We start from the raw sequence: 16,235 nt of genomic DNA, 5'->3' as shown, positions 1-16,235 counted from the left end.
AATGCTTATCACATAAGGGGTTATCTACATAACATCCCCCTTAATGATGACTTTAAACGTCGATTTCTGTTTGAAATCTGTTAAAATAAAAAGAGCAAATCAACGATTTTTGTCAGGAAGAATGTAGGTGGATAGGTTGTCATTAAATTACTTCGATATTATGGTTCTCGATTGCCTTTGCAAAATAAACGGGGAACGGTCGGGAAGCGCTGTTTTCCACCTATTCAAAGGCAAGAGGTCGTCACAAACCATTCAAGATGCCGGCTTATTTCAGACTGCAAAATACTTTGGAATGGCGGCGCAATGTTCGAGAAGCGATATTTCTGCGTCGCTTGATAAGCTTGAAAAGCATTCATATCTCTCGCCAATGTCTGAAACAGATACATACAAAGTGACAGCCAGCGGCGCAGCAGTTTTGAGACATGCCCTTAGCGAGCGGCCTTGGCCCGTTCATTGTCACGGCGCTCATTATCAGCAGGCTGCCGGCGTGCTTTGGAAAAGGCTTTCGCTGCTTGTGCAGGTCCTATCCCATAAACAGCAAGGCAGCAGGCAGTATATCCCTGTCACAAAGGATCATAAGACACTTCACTGGGTAAAGAAATACCTGTCCCGGCATACGGATCATATAGAGATGGTAAAAAGCCTTTTTGCCATGCTTGAGACGCATCTGAAAATGATTGAAGACAAAGCAGCGCAAATTTTTGTCTACTCCTTAACTTCGCACGATCGGATCGGTTATACGAGCAGGCAGCTTGCTGATACGCTGAAAGAAGATGAATGGTATGTCTATATCATGTTTTGGGCTTCGGTACATTATTTTATTCATTCTCTTCCGGAGTGTGAAGATGCTTTGTTAAAGGATCTCCTTTCTGATGTGCACTTAGATAATGCCCTGACAGAGTCGACGAGGAAAACATGGCAGATGGTCAAACAAGGGTTTCCGATACATCGAATTGCTGAAATCAGAAAGCTGAAAACAGCGACGATCGAAGACCACATTGTCGAGATTTCTCTCCATGAGCCTGCGTTTATGATTAATGACTATGTATCAGCAGAAGACCAGCTCCAAATCGCAGAGTTTGCCAAACGGATGCGGACGAATAAAATCAAACAAATTCGCGATGGGCTGGAACAGCGGTTCAGCTACTTTCAAATCAGACTGGCATTGACAAAGCAGGTGCAGCAATATGACTAAATTACAGCAAACGTTATATCAGTTTTTTGGTTTTACTTCCTTTAAAAAAGGGCAGCAGGACATTATTGAAAGTATACTCAGCGGGAAGGATACCATTGCAATGCTCCCGACTGGGGGAGGGAAATCGCTTTGCTACCAGCTGCCTGGTTATATGCTTGACGGCATGGTATTAATCGTTTCTCCACTGCTTTCTTTAATGGAGGATCAGGTGCAGCAGCTCAAAGCCCGGGGGGAAAAGCGTGCTGCAGCTTTGAACAGCATGCTTAACAGGCAGGAAAGACAATTTGTTTTAGAACATATTCATCGATATAAATTTTTGTACTTGTCTCCTGAAGCTTTACAGTCTCCATATGTATTGGAAAAATTGAAAAGCGTCCCGATCAGCCTATTTGTTATTGACGAAGCGCATTGTATTTCTGAATGGGGACACGACTTCAGGCCTGATTATTCAAAGCTCGGGCAGCTGAGAAAAAAACTTGGTCACCCGCCCGTTCTGGCATTGACCGCCACGGCTACAAAGGAAACGCTGCAAGATGTCATGAACCTGCTGGAGCTGCAGCATGCTGTACGTCATCTCAACTCAGTCAACCGCCCAAACATCGCACTGAGGGTTGAAAATGCGGCGGATACTGCCGAAAAAATAGATAGGGTCATTCAGCTGGTTGAAAACCTGCAAGGTCCGGGAATTGTTTATTGTCCGACACGGAAATGGGCTGAGGAATTAGCGGGTGAAATTAAAAGCAAAACGAGCAGCAGAGCCGACTTTTACCATGGCGGTTTGGAGTCAGGGGACAGGATTTTAATTCAGCAGCAGTTTATTCATAACCAGCTTGATGTGATATGTTGTACGAATGCGTTTGGAATGGGTGTCGATAAACCCGATATCAGATATGTGATTCATTTTCACCTCCCGCAGACGGCAGAAGCTTTTATGCAGGAAATCGGCAGAGCGGGCCGCGACGGAAAGCCGAGTGTCAGCATTTTGCTGCGGGCGCCAGGGGATTTTGAATTGCAGGAACAGATTATCCAGATGGAGAGTGTCACAGCTGAAGAAATCGCCGACGTGATCCGTGTGCTAGAGAAGACGGAGGAGCGGGATGAGAGAAGGCTTCGTGACGTATTACTTCAGTATGGAGTCGGAGAGACACAGGCCCGTATGATGATTCATCTCTTTATGCAGGGAAAAACATCAGTTGAACTGATGAAGAAAGAAATTTCATATCGCATGGAGCTGAAGCTGGAAAAAATGCACCGTGTATCATTTTTACTTCAGCGTGACGGCTGTTTAAGGCAGGCGCTGTTAACCTACTTTGATGAATCATACGAGCCTGATGACGGAAACCTCCCGTGCTGTTCACATTGCGATTTTGATTTATCCTTGTATGAACAAAAAGGGGAACGGAGTAAAATGGCGCAATTAGACAGCTGGAGTTCGGAATTGCACCGGATATTCAGCTTGCAGACTGTAGGTGAGCTGAACTGAAACAGCAAAAAGATTATATTCAGCATATGTCTGACCGTGATATGCTGAAGCAGTTATATTTGACGCAGCTACTCATCATCTTTGCCGCTGCTGCAGCAGGACTGTTCTTTTTTGAGGATGTACGGGACGTATTAAAGCTCTGGGACATTCGCGATATGCGAATCATCTGGTATGGTGTTTCTATAGCTGTTATTGTTATTTTAGCCGATATGGCAGTAATGAAATGGTTTCCGTCTCATTTATATGATGACGGCGGAATCAATAAAAAAATATTCAGTAAGAGGTCAATCCCTCATATTATATTTTTAACGCTTCTGATTGCTTTCGCGGAAGAAATGTTATTCAGGGGAGTGCTGCAGACTCATATCGGTTTATGGGCGGCCAGCCTTATATTTGCCGCTCTGCACTTTCGGTATTTGTCAAAATGGCTGTTATTTATTATGGTGACAGCAATCAGCTTTTTGCTCGGTCTGATGTATGAATGGACCGGCAACTTATTTGTTCCGATGACGGCGCATTTTATCATTGATGCCGTGTTTGCCTGTCAGATTCGTTTTGAACATGTGAGGAGGGATAAACATGACGAACATGTCGAGAGTAGAGAGAAGAAAAGCCCAGAATCTTTATGAAGATCAAAACGCCGCATTGGCGGACGATTATGTCGATGATGGAGAAAGCCTTCCGACAAGACAATCTGTAAAAAATCAAAGAGAACAGAAAAAAAAGCAAGGCAAAACAAAAACGCCATTATTCACAGTACTTGCAGTAATATTTGTATTTGTGCCGGTTATCGTTTTAGTCACCTTATTTTATCTAAAGAGCCACCCGGATAATCATGACGATTATGAAGATGTTTTTATTGACAGCAGCCAAAGCAAATATGAGGTTGTCCCGAAATCAGAGGATAAAAACGATACCGCAGACACTAAAGAAACCGCACTGCAGAAGGAGTCAAAAAAAGAGCCTGAAGATTCCAAGCCAAAAGAGCCGGCAAAAACCGCTGATGATAAGAAACAGACTGCTGTAGCGGAAAAAGAAGACTCGGCAAATAAGGAGGAAGCAACCGCCGCGGCTGCTTCCTCTTCCCAATCAACAGTACAACAGCAAGAACAGCAACAGCAGCCGGCTGAGCCAGTTCAAAATGTGCCGAATCGCGTTGTCAAGCACACCGTCCAAAAGAAAGAAACGCTATACCGCATTTCCATGAAGTATTATAAAAGCCGGACAGGAGAAGAAAAAATTCGAGCGTATAATCATCTGAATGGAAATGATGTTTACACCGGACAAGTTTTGGACATCCCCTTAATGGATGAATAGGGTATTATTTTTATTTTACGTTCATATATTGTAGCAATGAAAATGGACAAGGTGTGAAGCGTATGGAATCCTTATGGAATCAGCTGGATCAGTTTACAGACGCGCCGACCAAACAGATGCTCCAAGCGCTGGTAAAACGAAAACAAAAATTCGAAAATTATGCAGCACAATGCCGCAGATGGCGATGGGCTTCACTTATCTGCCTAGGCTTATTATGTGTTATGATCATGATCAAAAGCCCGGAGCCTCAGCTTATACTTCAAGAAATACTTAGCCATACCTTTTATTTATTTTGGATGCTGGCAACCGCTTTTGCCTACTGCACTTCATATTATTTCAAGAAAAAGGAAGAAAAATCCGAGACTGATTTCCATAAACTGAGATGTGAAATTATTCAGAAAAGCACTGATCTCTGGCCGCAGCCCGATAAATGGAAGGCGAGAGAGTCTGTTTTTCATATGATGAAGCACAAATATGACATTAATCTATATTTTGAAAGTAAATAAAATGGGGCGTTTTCTCAAACGATAGAAACGTCTTTTTTTTATTGTCCGTCTTATTGATAAGTTCTAAAAAGAATGGAGAGTTTTTTATGAAGCTATCAGTGAAAATTGCCGGTGTACTAACTGTTGCGGCAGCGGCAATGACGGCAAAAATGTATGCAGCAGCAAAAGGCAATCATTTGAAGACACATACGTTTCCTTTATCAAAGATGAAGGGCAAGCCGCCTCTGACAATCTTTTTTATTTCAGACATTCACAAACGTCTCATCGATCAAGACCTTTTAGAAAAAGCGCGAAGCCATGCCCCCCACTTGGTTATAATCGGCGGTGATTTAGCTGAGGGCGGGGTGCCCAGTGCGAGAATCGAGGAAAACATCAAAAGGCTCGTACATTTCGGGGTCCCTATCGTGTTTGTGTGGGGGAATAATGATTATGAAGTCAGGCAGCATAAGCTGTATTCCATATTTAAAGCGCACGGCGTCATCACTCTGAGAAATGAGTCAGTCCCGTTTTCATACAATGGGCATACGATTGCGATTGCGGGGGTTGATGATATCAGGATGGAGATGGATCATTATGAGGAAGCCATCAAAGAACTTGATGAAAGCCAGCTGAATATTCTGGTTTGCCATAATCCGGAGATTCATGAACAAATCAATGAAGATGACGGTATTGATGTGATATTCAGCGGACATACCCATGGAGGCCAGATCAGGTTTGGAAAATTTGGCCCTTATGAACTGGGGAAAACAGGTATTGTTAAAAACGCGGCATATCTGATCAGCAACGGCTACGGCACGACAAAAGTGCCTCTTCGTTTAGGTGCTGAGCCTGAAACACACATTGTGACTCTTTGCGGGCCAGAATAACTTCTAAAAAGCAAAAATCCGTATGGCAATAAAAACTGCATTGTGCTTGTCTTACTAGTGAACTCAGTGTAAACTGATAACAATTAAGAACCTATGACTCATCATCTCATATAATGTGTTATATGATTTGTGTGCAAGTAGAGGCAGGAGGGAACGTTATGCGGCTTGAGCGTCTGAATTATAATAAGATCAAAATCTTTTTAACCCTCGATGATTTGACAGACCGGGGATTGACAAAAGAAGACCTCTGGAAGGACTCATTTAAAGTCCACCAGTTATTTAAAGATATGATGAATGAAGCAAATACAGAGCTCGGCTTTGAAGCGAATGGACCGATTGCAGTGGAAGTGTATTCTCTCCAAGCACAAGGGATGGTCGTGATTGTAACAAAGAACCAAGACGCCGATTCAGAAGACGATGAGTATGATGATGATTACATCGAAATGCAAGTCAAGCTTGATGAAAGCGCGGACATCATATATCAATTCCATTCCTTTGAAGATATCATTCAGCTTTCAGAAAGCTTACAGCGAATCGGTATCACAGGGGGAACTGTCTACCACTATGACGGGCAGTACTTTTTAAGCCTTGAAGATCTAGGGTCACATACGGCTGAAGGGGTTGTGGCGGTTCTGGCTGAATACGGCAATCCGACAACTTTAACGATTTATCGCCTGCAAGAGTATGGTAAGCTCATTATGGACGGTAATGCCGTAGAGACGATACAAACTCATTTTTCATAAGAATGCAACGGAAAACTGCTGATTTCAGCAGTTTTTTTTCGTTAAAAAACATGGAAAAACATAACGTTTATTCTATGCACAGATCATATGAAGGTGTATACTATTCTCTGAAAGGGAGCATGTGAGAAACAGAAGATTCTAGGAGGTTAACTCAAATGGCAGCCGATCGAAACACCGGTCATACAGAAGAGGACAAACTTGATGTATTAAAATCAACCCAAACCGTAATACATAAGGCTCTGGAAAAATTAGGATATCCCGAAGAGGTATACGAATTGTTAAAAGAGCCGATGAGATTATTAACGGTAAAAATACCTGTTCGTATGGACGACGGTTCAGTAAAGATTTTCACAGGATATCGTGCGCAGCACAATGACTCTGTCGGTCCAACGAAAGGCGGGATACGTTTTCACCCGAACGTAACAGAAAAAGAGGTGAAGGCGCTTTCAATTTGGATGAGTTTAAAATGCGGCATAATTGATCTTCCATATGGCGGTGGTAAAGGCGGAATTGTTTGTGATCCAAGGGATATGTCGTTTAGAGAGCTGGAGCGTCTGAGCAGAGGGTATGTCAGAGCGATCAGCCAAATTGTCGGCCCGACAAAAGACGTGCCGGCACCGGATGTATTTACAAACTCACAAATCATGGCTTGGATGATGGATGAGTATTCAAGAATTGATGAATTTAATTCGCCTGGATTTATTACAGGCAAACCGCTTGTGCTTGGCGGATCTCACGGGAGAGAATCTGCGACAGCAAAAGGTGTTACCATCTGTATTAAAGAAGCGGCTAAGAAGAGAGGCATCGATATTAAAGGTGCGCGTGTCGTTGTCCAAGGCTTCGGAAACGCGGGAAGCTATTTGGCAAAATTTATGCATGATGCGGGGGCAAAAGTTGTCGGCATCTCAGATGCGTATGGCGGACTTTATGATCCGGAAGGCCTTGATATCGATTATTTACTCGACCGACGCGACAGCTTCGGTACCGTAACAAAGCTTTTCAACGATACCATTACCAACCAAGAGCTGCTGGAGCTGGATTGTGATATTCTCGTTCCTGCTGCGATTGAAAATCAAATTACAGAAGAAAATGCCCATAATATCCGGGCTAAAATTGTCGTTGAAGCAGCGAACGGGCCAACAACGCTTGAAGGAACAAAAATTCTTTCAGACCGGGACATTCTGCTTGTACCAGACGTGCTGGCAAGTGCCGGTGGCGTAACAGTTTCTTATTTTGAATGGGTTCAGAATAACCAAGGCTTCTACTGGAGTGAAGAAGAGGTAGAAGAAAAATTAGAAAAAATGATGGTCAAATCATTTAACAATATTTACGAAATGGCTAACAACCGAAGAATTGACATGAGGCTCGCTGCATATATGGTCGGCGTTCGCAAAATGGCTGAAGCTTCGCGTTTTAGAGGCTGGATATAAGTTGATGATTTGCATAAAAATAAAAAATCTCCTATGATAAAATAGGAGATTTTTTTATTCGGAAATAGAAAATATGAAGTGAAATGCCAATCGCAGGAGTTGACAGAAATGATTCAAGAAAAAGCAATTATTATAGGCGGAGGACCTTGCGGACTATCTGCTGCCATTCACCTAAAACAAATTGGCATTGATGCCCTCGTCATCGAAAAAGGCAATGTCGTTAACAGTATTTACAATTATCCGACGCATCAAACCTTTTTCAGCTCAAGTGAAAAGCTCGAAATCGGAGATGTGGCATTTATTACAGAGAACAGGAAGCCTGTCAGAATTCAGGCTTTATCGTATTACCGGGAAGTCGTTAAACGGAAAAACATCCGTGTTAATGCGTTTGAAATGGTGCGTAAAGTGACGAAAACGGAAAATAATACATTTGTTATTGAGACGTCAAAAGAGACCTACAAGACGCCATATTGTATCATCGCCACAGGCTATTATGATCATCCAAACTATATGGGCGTACCCGGTGAGGATTTGCCGAAAGTATTTCATTATTTTAAAGAAGGCCACCCGTATTTTGATAAAGATGTTGTTGTCATCGGCGGGAAAAATTCAAGCGTGGACGCCGCCCTTGAACTCGTGAAATCTGGGGCGCGTGTCACAGTTTTATATAGGGGCAATGAGTATTCTCCGAGCATTAAGCCGTGGATTCTGCCGGAATTTGAAGCTCTCGTCAGAAACGGTACAATCCGTATGGAATTTGGCGCTTGTGTCGAAAAAATCACCGAGAATGAAGTTGTGTTTCGCTCCGGAGAGAAAGAACTCATTACCATTAAAAATGATTTTGTATTTGCCATGACAGGCTATCATCCCGATCATCAATTTCTTGAAAAAATTGGTGTTGAAATTGATAAAGAAACAGGGCGTCCATTTTTCAACGAAGAAACGATGGAAACGAACGTTGAAGGTGTCTTTATTGCCGGTGTTATTGCTGCGGGAAACAATGCAAATGAAATATTTATTGAAAACGGCAGGTTTCACGGGGGGCATATCGCAGCGGAAATCGCCAAAAGAGAAAACCATTAAAGATGAGGAGCATATGATGTATTCGTATGCTCTTTTTGTTTTTTTAAGTGCAGACAGATGTAAAATTTTAAACAACATGGTAGGATAGACGTAGGAATATAAAGGAAAGAGGTTGCCTGATGTTTGCAATCATCTCTGCAGGAATTGCCCCCGGCATCGCGTTATTAAGTTATTTTTATTTGAAAGATCAGTATGATAATGAACCTGTACATATGGTGCTACGGTCGTTTTTTCTCGGGGTTGTTCTTGTATTTCCCATAATGTTTATCCAGTATGTACTTGAAAAAGAGAATGTAGGAGGCGGAAGCTTTTTCGTTTCTTTTTTATCTTCGGGGTTTTTGGAAGAATCATTAAAATGGTTTATACTGATGATCAGTGTTTACCCGCACGCCCACTTTGATGAGCATTATGACGGGATTGTGTACGGTACAAGTGTATCACTCGGTTTTGCAACCCTCGAAAATATTCTTTATTTAATTGGCCACGGCGTGGAGCATGCGTTTGTCAGGGCGCTGCTGCCTGTTTCATGCCATGCCTTGATTGGCGTTATAATGGGATTTTACCTTGGAAAAGCCCGTTTTTCCGCTGATAAGGCGCGTGTAAAGTGGCTTACTCTTTCTTTAGTTGTCCCATCCCTTTTGCATGGATCATATGATTTTATCCTAACAGCGCTTAGCAATTGGATTTATTATATGCTTCCATTTATGGTATTTTTATGGTGGTTTGGTTTGCGTAAAGCGAAAAAAGCCCGTTCCGTTAATATGATGCAAGTATAGAAGCCGCACAGCAACCGTGCGGCTTTTTTGTGTGCAGTTTTTATGTTCTGAGGGATAACAAGGAAAGAGTGTATAAAAATAACCTCGTTACAGAAAATACGATTACACTTAAAAATTTGCAGTAGGAGGCTTGAAAAGATGAAGTCCAAAGGATCGATTATGGCATGTCTCATCCTTTTTTCCTTTACAATAACGACGTTTATTAATACTGAAACGATCTCTGCCTTTTCGAATCAGGTCATTCAAAGAGGGGCAACAGGGGATGATGTGGTCGAGCTTCAGGCGCGTCTTCAATACAACGGATATTATAACGGAAAAATTGACGGGGTTTATGGATGGGGGACGTACTGGGCAGTTCGAAATTTTCAGGATCAATTCGGATTAAAAGAGGTTGACGGCCTTGTAGGAGCTAAAACTAAGCAAACCTTAATATGTAAATCAAAATACTATCGTGAATATGTCATGGAACAGCTCAATAAAGGGAATACATTCACGCATTACGGAAAAATTCCGCTAAAGTATCAGACGAAACCATCAAAAGCAGCAACACAAAAGGCAAGACAACAAGCAGAAGCACGGCAGAAACAGCCTGCAGAAAAAACAACGCAGCAGCCTAAAGCGAATGCGAATAAACAGCAAAACAATACACCAGCAAAAGCAAGAAAACAGGATGCGGTAGCAGCGAACATGCCTGGTGGATTTTCCAACAACGATATCAGGCTGCTTGCTCAAGCGGTTTATGGCGAAGCCCGGGGCGAGCCGTACGAGGGGCAGGTTGCTATTGCAGCAGTCATTTTAAACCGTTTGAACAGCCCGTTATTTCCAAATTCAGTAGCGGGGGTTATTTTTGAGCCGCTTGCCTTCACAGCAGTAGCCGACGGACAAATTTACATGCAGCCGAATGAAACGGCACGAGAAGCAGTGCTGGATGCCATCAATGGCTGGGACCCATCAGAGGAAGCACTTTACTACTTTAATCCGGATACGGCTACAAGTCCGTGGATTTGGGGGCGTCCACAGATTAAAAGAATCGGTAAACACATTTTCTGTGAGTAGCAGATATGAGAAAGCATAAAAAGAGGTGTGATAAATGATCAGAGGAATTTTAATCGCCGTGCTTGGTATTGCAATAGTCGGTACAGGCTACTGGGGATACAAAGAACACCAGGAAAAAGACGCAGTTCTTCTTCATGCTGAAAATAACTATCAGCGGGCGTTTCATGAGCTTACCTATCAGATGGATCAGCTTCATGATAAAATCGGAACAACACTTGCCATGAACAGCCAAAAATCACTGTCGCCTGCATTGATCGATGTGTGGAGGATTACATCAGAAGCTCATAACAGTGTCAGTCAGCTGCCGCTTACATTAATGCCGTTTAATAAAACTGAAGAGCTATTATCAAAGATCGGCGATTTCAGCTATAAAACGTCAGTCAGAGATTTGGACCAAAAGCCGCTTGATAAAAACGAGTATACATCACTAAATAAGCTATATCAGCAGTCCGAAGATATACAAAATGAATTGCGTCATGTTCAGCACCTTGTCATGAGCAAAAACCTTCGTTGGATGGACGTAGAAATGGCCCTGGCTTCTGACGAAAAACAAAGTGATAATACGATTATCAACAGCTTTAAAACAGTCGAAAAAAATGTTGGTGCATTCTCCACTGGCACTGATCTTGGCCCGAGTTTCACCAGTACGAAAAAAGAAGAGAAAGGCTTTAGCCATCTGAAGGGAAAACAAATTTCCGAACAGGAAGCAAAACAAATTGCTGAGCGCTTTGCCCCAGATGACAATTATTCAATTAAAGTGGTAAAGAGCGGAAAAAAAACAAATCGCGATGTATATAGCATCAGCATGAAAGACCCAGACCATAAAGCAGTGATTTATATGGATATTACGAAGAAGGGCGGGCATCCGGTATACTTGATCCAAAACAGAGAAGTGAAAGATCAGAAAATCAGTTTAAATGACGGATCGAACCGAGCGCTTGCATTTTTAAAGAAAAACGGATTTGAAACAGATGATTTGGAAATTGATGAAAGTGCCCAATATGATAAAATCGGTGTATTTTCATATGTTCCTGTTGAAAATAAAGTCCGGATGTACCCGGAGGCAATTCGTATGAAAGTGGCCTTGGATGACGGTGAGGTTGTCGGCTTTTCAGCAAGAGACTTCCTCACATCTCATAGAAAAAGAACCATACCTAAGCCTGCAATTACTGAAGCAGAGGCAAAGTCTAAATTAAATAAAAATGTACAAGTGAGAGAAACAAGGCTCGCTTTGATTACAAATGAACTAGGTCAAGAAGTGTTATGTTACGAAATGCTTGGAACAATTGAAAATGACACATTCAGAATGTATATCAATGCCAAAGACGGATCGGAAGAAAAGGTTGAAAAACTAAAAAATGCAGAACCTATATATAAAGACCTATAAAAAACAGGAGGAAAGGACTAAATGTCTTTTCCTTTTTTTCATTACGTGCTTTAATAAAAACGTGAGTATATTGAATGCGAAAGAGTGAAGTCAATGATAGAGATTGGAGAAACTGTACTTTTAGAATATATAGAAGAAAATGAATTGAAAAAGGCAAAAAGCAAGGCGGTCAGCATCGAAAACAATGAACTTTTGATCGCGTATCCTGTTGATGTAGTTACAGGGCGAACTGTGATTTTACATAACGATATGGAAGTAACGGTAGAGTTTGTGGGAAAAGACGAAGTTCCTTATCGCTTTATAAGCCGTATAAAAGGTAAAGTGAAGGACAAACTTCAAATGATCTGTCTTGAAGTGCCTCCACGTGAAAAAATGAAAAGAATCCAGCGCCGCCAATATGTAAGAACTGATGCGGTATTAGATGTGCAAATTCAGCCGGGAAATGAAGAAGAGATCCGCACACTATCTTATAACATCAGTGCAGGCGGCATCGCCGTGGTTTTAGCTGATGGCCTTTCTTTTCAATCGGGGGAATCATTGCGCCTGATCATCCGTCTTCCTGAAGAGGAACACACACGTCAAATAGAAACAGAAGCAGTTGTCAGACGAATCTTTACTGACCCCAAGTCAGAAAAACGAAAAATGACTTTAGAGTATTCAGAAATTGCAGCAGGTGAACAGCAGGCTTTGCTTCAATACTGCATCCGGCGCCAGTTAAATAAGAGAAGAAAGGCCCGAATGGAATAAACATCGGCAAACACTTCCATACTATTTGTAATGGAGGTGCTCCAATGAAAACATTTGAACGGCTGCTGATCAAATTATTGTTCATTCAGGCCATCATTTTACTTGGTGTCCAATTTCTTTTTCACTATCAGCATATTGAACCATACGTATCAAAAGTGATTCAATATGAAGGGGTGGATAAAATGGAGGAAAACAATAGGATTGAAACCTTCAAACATTAATTATTCATCAATTTTTCACCCTTTTTCATAAAGTTCGTGATACAATCCATAGAGGAGAAAAGAGCAAGGAGAGGAATTATGGAAAAGAAATTATCGATTGCAATCGACGGCCCGGCAGCTGCGGGGAAAAGCACCGTTGCCAAAATTGTGGCTGAGAAAAAATCGTACATATATATTGATACAGGAGCGATGTATCGGGCGATTACGTACGCGGCTTTACAGGAAAACGTTGATCTGACAGATGAAGAAAAACTGGCTGAGCTGCTAAAGCGGACAGACATTGAGCTGATTACAACAAAAGATGGACAAAAAGTGCTTGTAAACGGCACCGATGTAACTGAGGCGATCAGAACAGATGAAGTCAGCAACCAAGTTTCAATTGCGGCCAAGCACAGAAGTGTCAGAGAAGAAATGGTGAAACGCCAGCAGCAGCTTGGGGAAAAAGGCGGCGTCGTCATGGATGGTCGTGACATCGGGACGCATGTGCTGCCAAATGCAGAAGTGAAAATCTTTCTTTTGGCATCTGTTGAAGAGAGAGCGAAACGTCGTTATGAAGAAAATGTGAAAAAAGGCTTTGATGTCAACTTCGAAACATTAATTGAGGAAATTGCAAGAAGAGACAAGCTTGATTCAGAGCGCGAAGTATCTCCGCTGCGTAAAGCAGAAGACGCTCTTGAAATCGACACGACATCGCTTTCCATTCAAGAGGTAGCTGATAAAATCCTCGAGGCTGTGGAGCAAAAGTCCCGCTGAGGATGGCAAATGCCACTTTTTTTGAATTTTTCAACGAAGATAGAATGTTATTGCTTGACAAACCTGTCCTTTTATTAGAAGTTAATACTAATAAAACTTTTTATTGATCATTCAAAAAACTTTTTTGGATGATTCTTTAATACATATTCGGCTAAAAGCGGGCATGTTATATGTTCAGCTTTCAAACCGTTTTAATTAAGCTGTGTAGGTTTGGACCAAGGAGGTTATTCAAATGACAGAGGAAATGAATCAAATTGATGTTCAAGTGCCAGAGGTTGGAGATGTAGTTAAAGGGATTGTGACAAAGGTAGAAGACAAACATGTAGATGTAGAAATTATCAATGTCAAACAATCCGGTATTATTCCAATCAGTGAATTATCAAGTCTTCATGTAGAGAAAGCATCGGATGTTGTTAAAGTAGACGACGAGCTTGACCTGAAAGTAACAAAAGTGGAAGACGATGCTTTGATTTTATCTAAACGTGCTGTTGATGCAGACCGCGCTTGGGAAGACCTTGAGAAAAAATTTGAAACAAAAGAAGTGTTTGAAGCTGAAGTGAAAGATGTCGTGAAAGGCGGCCTTGTCGTTGATATCGGCGTTCGCGGTTTTATTCCGGCATCACTTGTTGAAGCACATTTCGTTGAAGACTTCACTGACTATAAAGGAAAAACACTGTCACTGCTCGTTGTAGAGCTTGACCGTGATAAAAACCGCGTGATCCTTTCACACCGTGCTGTTGTTGAAAGTGAACAAGCGAATAAAAAACAAGAACTTCTTCAGTCTCTTGAAGTTGGAAGTGTACTTGATGGCAAAGTACAGCGCCTGACTGATTTTGGCGCGTTTGTTGATATTGGAGGCATCGACGGACTTGTACACATTTCACAGCTTTCCCACTCTCATGTAGAGAAGCCGTCTGACGTTGTTGAAGAGGGACAAGAAGTAAAAGTGAAAGTGTTATCGGTTGACCGTGATAATGAACGTATTTCTTTATCGATCAAAGATACACTGCCTGGACCTTGGAGCCAAATCGGCGAAAAAGTGAAGCCTGGCGATGTGCTTGAAGGAACTGTACAGCGTCTTGTAAGCTTCGGTGCCTTTGTTGAAATCCTTCCAGGTGTTGAAGGTCTCGTTCATATTTCTCAAATTTCCAATAAACACATCGGCACGCCGCATGAAGTCCTTGAAGAAGGACAGACTGTAAAAGTGAAGGTACTTGATGTGAATGAAAATGAGGAGCGCATTTCATTAAGCATGCGTGAACTTGAAGAAACGCCCAAAGCTGATCAGGAAGATTACCGTCAATATCAAGCGAAGGAAGAAACAAGCACTGGCTTCCAGCTTGGAGATCTGATCGGAGATAAGCTGAATAAACTAAAATAATTGGTGATAAACGTGACTCGAGCAGAACGAAAAAGACAACACATCAATCATGCCTTGTCCACCGGCCAGAAGCGGGAAACAGGTCTTGATGATATTACGTTTGTTCACGTCAGTCTGCCCGATCTTGCATTAGAACAAGTAGATATTTCCACAAAAATCGGCGAACTTTCAAGCAGTTCGCCGATTTTTATCAATGCAATGACTGGCGGCGGCGGAAAACTTACATATGAAATTAATAAATCGCTTGCGCGAGCGGCTTCTCAGGCTGGAATTCCCCTTGCTGTGGGATCGCAAATGTCAGCATTAAAAGATCCATCAGAGCGTCTTTCCTATGAAATTGTTCGAAAGGAAAACCCAAACGGGCTGATTTTTGCCAACCTGGGAAGCGAGGCAACGGCTGCCCAGGCAAAGGAAGCCGTTGAGATGATTGGAGCAAACGCACTGCAGATCCACCTCAATGTGATTCAGGAAATTGTGATGCCTGAAGGAGACAGAAGCTTTAGCGGCGCACTGGAACGTATTGAACAATTTTGCAGTCATGTCAGTGTACCAGTCATTGTGAAAGAAGTCGGATTCGGTATGAGCAAAGAATCAGCAGGAAAGCTGTATGAAGCTGGTGCTGCAGCTGTTGACATTGGCGGTTACGGGGGAACAAATTTCTCGAAAATCGAAAATCTCCGAAGACAGCGGCAAATCTCCTTTTTTAACTCGTGGGGCATTTCGACAGCTGCAAGTTTGGCGGAAATCCGCTCTGAGTTTCCTGCAAGCACCATGATCGCCTCTGGCGGTCTGCAGGATGCACTTGACGTGGCAAAGGCAATTGCGCTGGGGGCCTCTTGCACCGGAATGGCAGGGCATTTTTTAAAAGCGCTGACTGACAGCGGTGAGGAAGGACTGCTTGAGGAGATTCAGCTGATCCTTGAGGAATTAAAGATGATTATGACCGTGCTGGGCGCCAGAACGATTGCCGATTTACAAAAGGCGCCCCTTGTGATCAAAGGTGCAACCCATCATTGGCTTACAGAGAGAGGGGTCAATACATCAAGTTATAGTGTGCGATAAATGATAAAAGCCCAAAACCATATATGGTTTGGGCTTTTTGTATTATGATTTTCGTTTTTTGAATCTTCCGTTTTGTTCAAGGCTTGTCGCTCCGTCATAGTGAATGGATTGGTCGCGGTCTGATTCAACTCTGCCTGAAGCTTTGAGTTTTTTCTCTTGTCTGTCTTTTCCCATGATCATACTCCTTAATGTGAGATCGATTGTTTAAAAAATGTGCTTGAACTCCATA

The 16,235-nt window shown here is 42.3% G+C and carries 18 protein-coding genes; 17 read left to right on the top strand and 1 reads right to left on the bottom strand.

Features of this window, described 5'->3' with window-relative positions:
• Positions 1-136: 136 nt before the first annotated feature.
• The 17 genes from AC07VD_RS14920 (at position 137) to fni (ending at position 16,006) form a co-directional block, all read left to right on the top strand.
• The gene (locus AC07VD_RS14920; protein WP_494721844.1) at positions 137-1,195 is read left to right on the top strand and encodes a YpbB family protein; all 1,059 of its coding nucleotides are present in this window, start codon (positions 137-139) and stop codon (positions 1,193-1,195) included.
• Positions 1,188-2,678, top strand: a complete 1,491-nt coding sequence (locus tag AC07VD_RS14915; RefSeq protein WP_494721819.1) for a RecQ family ATP-dependent DNA helicase — start codon at positions 1,188-1,190, stop codon at positions 2,676-2,678. The genes AC07VD_RS14920 and AC07VD_RS14915 overlap by 8 nt, the downstream gene beginning before the upstream one ends.
• Positions 2,679-2,704: 26 nt before the next feature.
• Entirely contained in the window at positions 2,705-3,307 is a 603-nt protein-coding gene (locus AC07VD_RS14910; protein ID WP_024573135.1) for a CPBP family intramembrane glutamic endopeptidase, read from the top strand.
• Positions 3,258-3,995 carry a LysM peptidoglycan-binding domain-containing protein gene (locus AC07VD_RS14905; RefSeq protein ID WP_046663505.1) on the top strand — a complete coding sequence of 246 codons (738 nt, stop codon included), beginning with the start codon at positions 3,258-3,260 and terminating at the stop codon, positions 3,993-3,995. The genes AC07VD_RS14910 and AC07VD_RS14905 overlap by 50 nt, the downstream gene beginning before the upstream one ends.
• A 62-nt stretch (positions 3,996-4,057) precedes the next feature.
• Complete coding sequence (locus AC07VD_RS14900) at positions 4,058-4,501, top strand: YpbF family protein (protein ID WP_003230531.1); 444 nt, start codon at positions 4,058-4,060, stop codon at positions 4,499-4,501.
• An 86-nt stretch (positions 4,502-4,587) separates the two neighbouring features.
• Entirely contained in the window at positions 4,588-5,367 is a 780-nt protein-coding gene (locus AC07VD_RS14895) for a metallophosphoesterase (RefSeq protein ID WP_494721820.1), read from the top strand.
• Positions 5,368-5,525: 158 nt separating this feature from the next.
• The gene (locus AC07VD_RS14890; RefSeq protein ID WP_003230533.1) at positions 5,526-6,110 is read left to right on the top strand and encodes a genetic competence negative regulator; all 585 of its coding nucleotides are present in this window, start codon (positions 5,526-5,528) and stop codon (positions 6,108-6,110) included.
• 155 nt (positions 6,111-6,265) lie between these two features.
• Positions 6,266-7,540, top strand: coding sequence for an NAD-specific glutamate dehydrogenase (gene gudB / locus AC07VD_RS14885; protein ID WP_003230536.1), 1,275 nt, complete (start codon positions 6,266-6,268; stop codon positions 7,538-7,540).
• A 108-nt stretch (positions 7,541-7,648) separates the two neighbouring features.
• Complete coding sequence (locus tag AC07VD_RS14880) at positions 7,649-8,623, top strand: YpdA family putative bacillithiol disulfide reductase (protein ID WP_217018340.1); 975 nt, start codon at positions 7,649-7,651, stop codon at positions 8,621-8,623.
• Between the two features lie 119 nt (positions 8,624-8,742).
• The gene (gene prsW, locus AC07VD_RS14875; RefSeq protein WP_014480144.1) at positions 8,743-9,399 is read left to right on the top strand and encodes a glutamic-type intramembrane protease PrsW; all 657 of its coding nucleotides are present in this window, start codon (positions 8,743-8,745) and stop codon (positions 9,397-9,399) included.
• A gap of 138 nt (positions 9,400-9,537) precedes the next feature.
• Positions 9,538-10,455 carry a spore cortex-lytic enzyme gene (gene sleB, locus AC07VD_RS14870; protein WP_015714181.1) on the top strand — a complete coding sequence of 306 codons (918 nt, stop codon included), beginning with the start codon at positions 9,538-9,540 and terminating at the stop codon, positions 10,453-10,455.
• Positions 10,456-10,489: 34 nt separating this feature from the next.
• A complete protein-coding gene (gene ypeB / locus AC07VD_RS14865) occupies positions 10,490-11,842 on the top strand; it encodes a germination protein YpeB (RefSeq protein WP_029726759.1) in 1,353 nt (450 codons plus the stop codon).
• 93 nt (positions 11,843-11,935) lie between these two features.
• Positions 11,936-12,589 carry a cyclic di-GMP receptor DgrA gene (gene dgrA, locus AC07VD_RS14860; RefSeq protein ID WP_494721821.1) on the top strand — a complete coding sequence of 218 codons (654 nt, stop codon included), beginning with the start codon at positions 11,936-11,938 and terminating at the stop codon, positions 12,587-12,589.
• A gap of 44 nt (positions 12,590-12,633) precedes the next feature.
• Positions 12,634-12,810 (top strand): YpfB family protein, encoded by a 177-nt coding sequence (locus tag AC07VD_RS14855; RefSeq protein ID WP_003230553.1) that lies wholly within the window; start codon positions 12,634-12,636, stop codon positions 12,808-12,810.
• Positions 12,811-12,888: 78 nt separating this feature from the next.
• Positions 12,889-13,563 carry a (d)CMP kinase gene (cmk, locus tag AC07VD_RS14850; protein ID WP_024572170.1) on the top strand — a complete coding sequence of 225 codons (675 nt, stop codon included), beginning with the start codon at positions 12,889-12,891 and terminating at the stop codon, positions 13,561-13,563.
• Positions 13,564-13,795: 232 nt separating this feature from the next.
• Positions 13,796-14,944 (top strand): 30S ribosomal protein S1, encoded by a 1,149-nt coding sequence (gene rpsA / locus AC07VD_RS14845; protein ID WP_014477197.1) that lies wholly within the window; start codon positions 13,796-13,798, stop codon positions 14,942-14,944.
• A gap of 12 nt (positions 14,945-14,956) precedes the next feature.
• Positions 14,957-16,006 carry a type 2 isopentenyl-diphosphate Delta-isomerase gene (gene fni / locus AC07VD_RS14840; protein ID WP_217018347.1) on the top strand — a complete coding sequence of 350 codons (1,050 nt, stop codon included), beginning with the start codon at positions 14,957-14,959 and terminating at the stop codon, positions 16,004-16,006.
• Positions 16,007-16,048: 42 nt separating this feature from the next.
• Here the strand turns inward: fni and AC07VD_RS14835 are convergent, their stop codons facing one another.
• Positions 16,049-16,180 carry a YpzI family protein gene (locus AC07VD_RS14835; protein ID WP_003225499.1) on the bottom strand — a complete coding sequence of 44 codons (132 nt, stop codon included), beginning with the start codon at positions 16,178-16,180 and terminating at the stop codon, positions 16,049-16,051.
• Positions 16,181-16,235 lie beyond the last annotated feature (55 nt).

The organism is Bacillus sp. GW821-FHT01G09 (assembly GCF_059422205.1).
The sequence above is the reverse complement of the archived record's forward strand: the minus strand, read 5'-3'. Positions and strand labels throughout refer to the sequence as shown.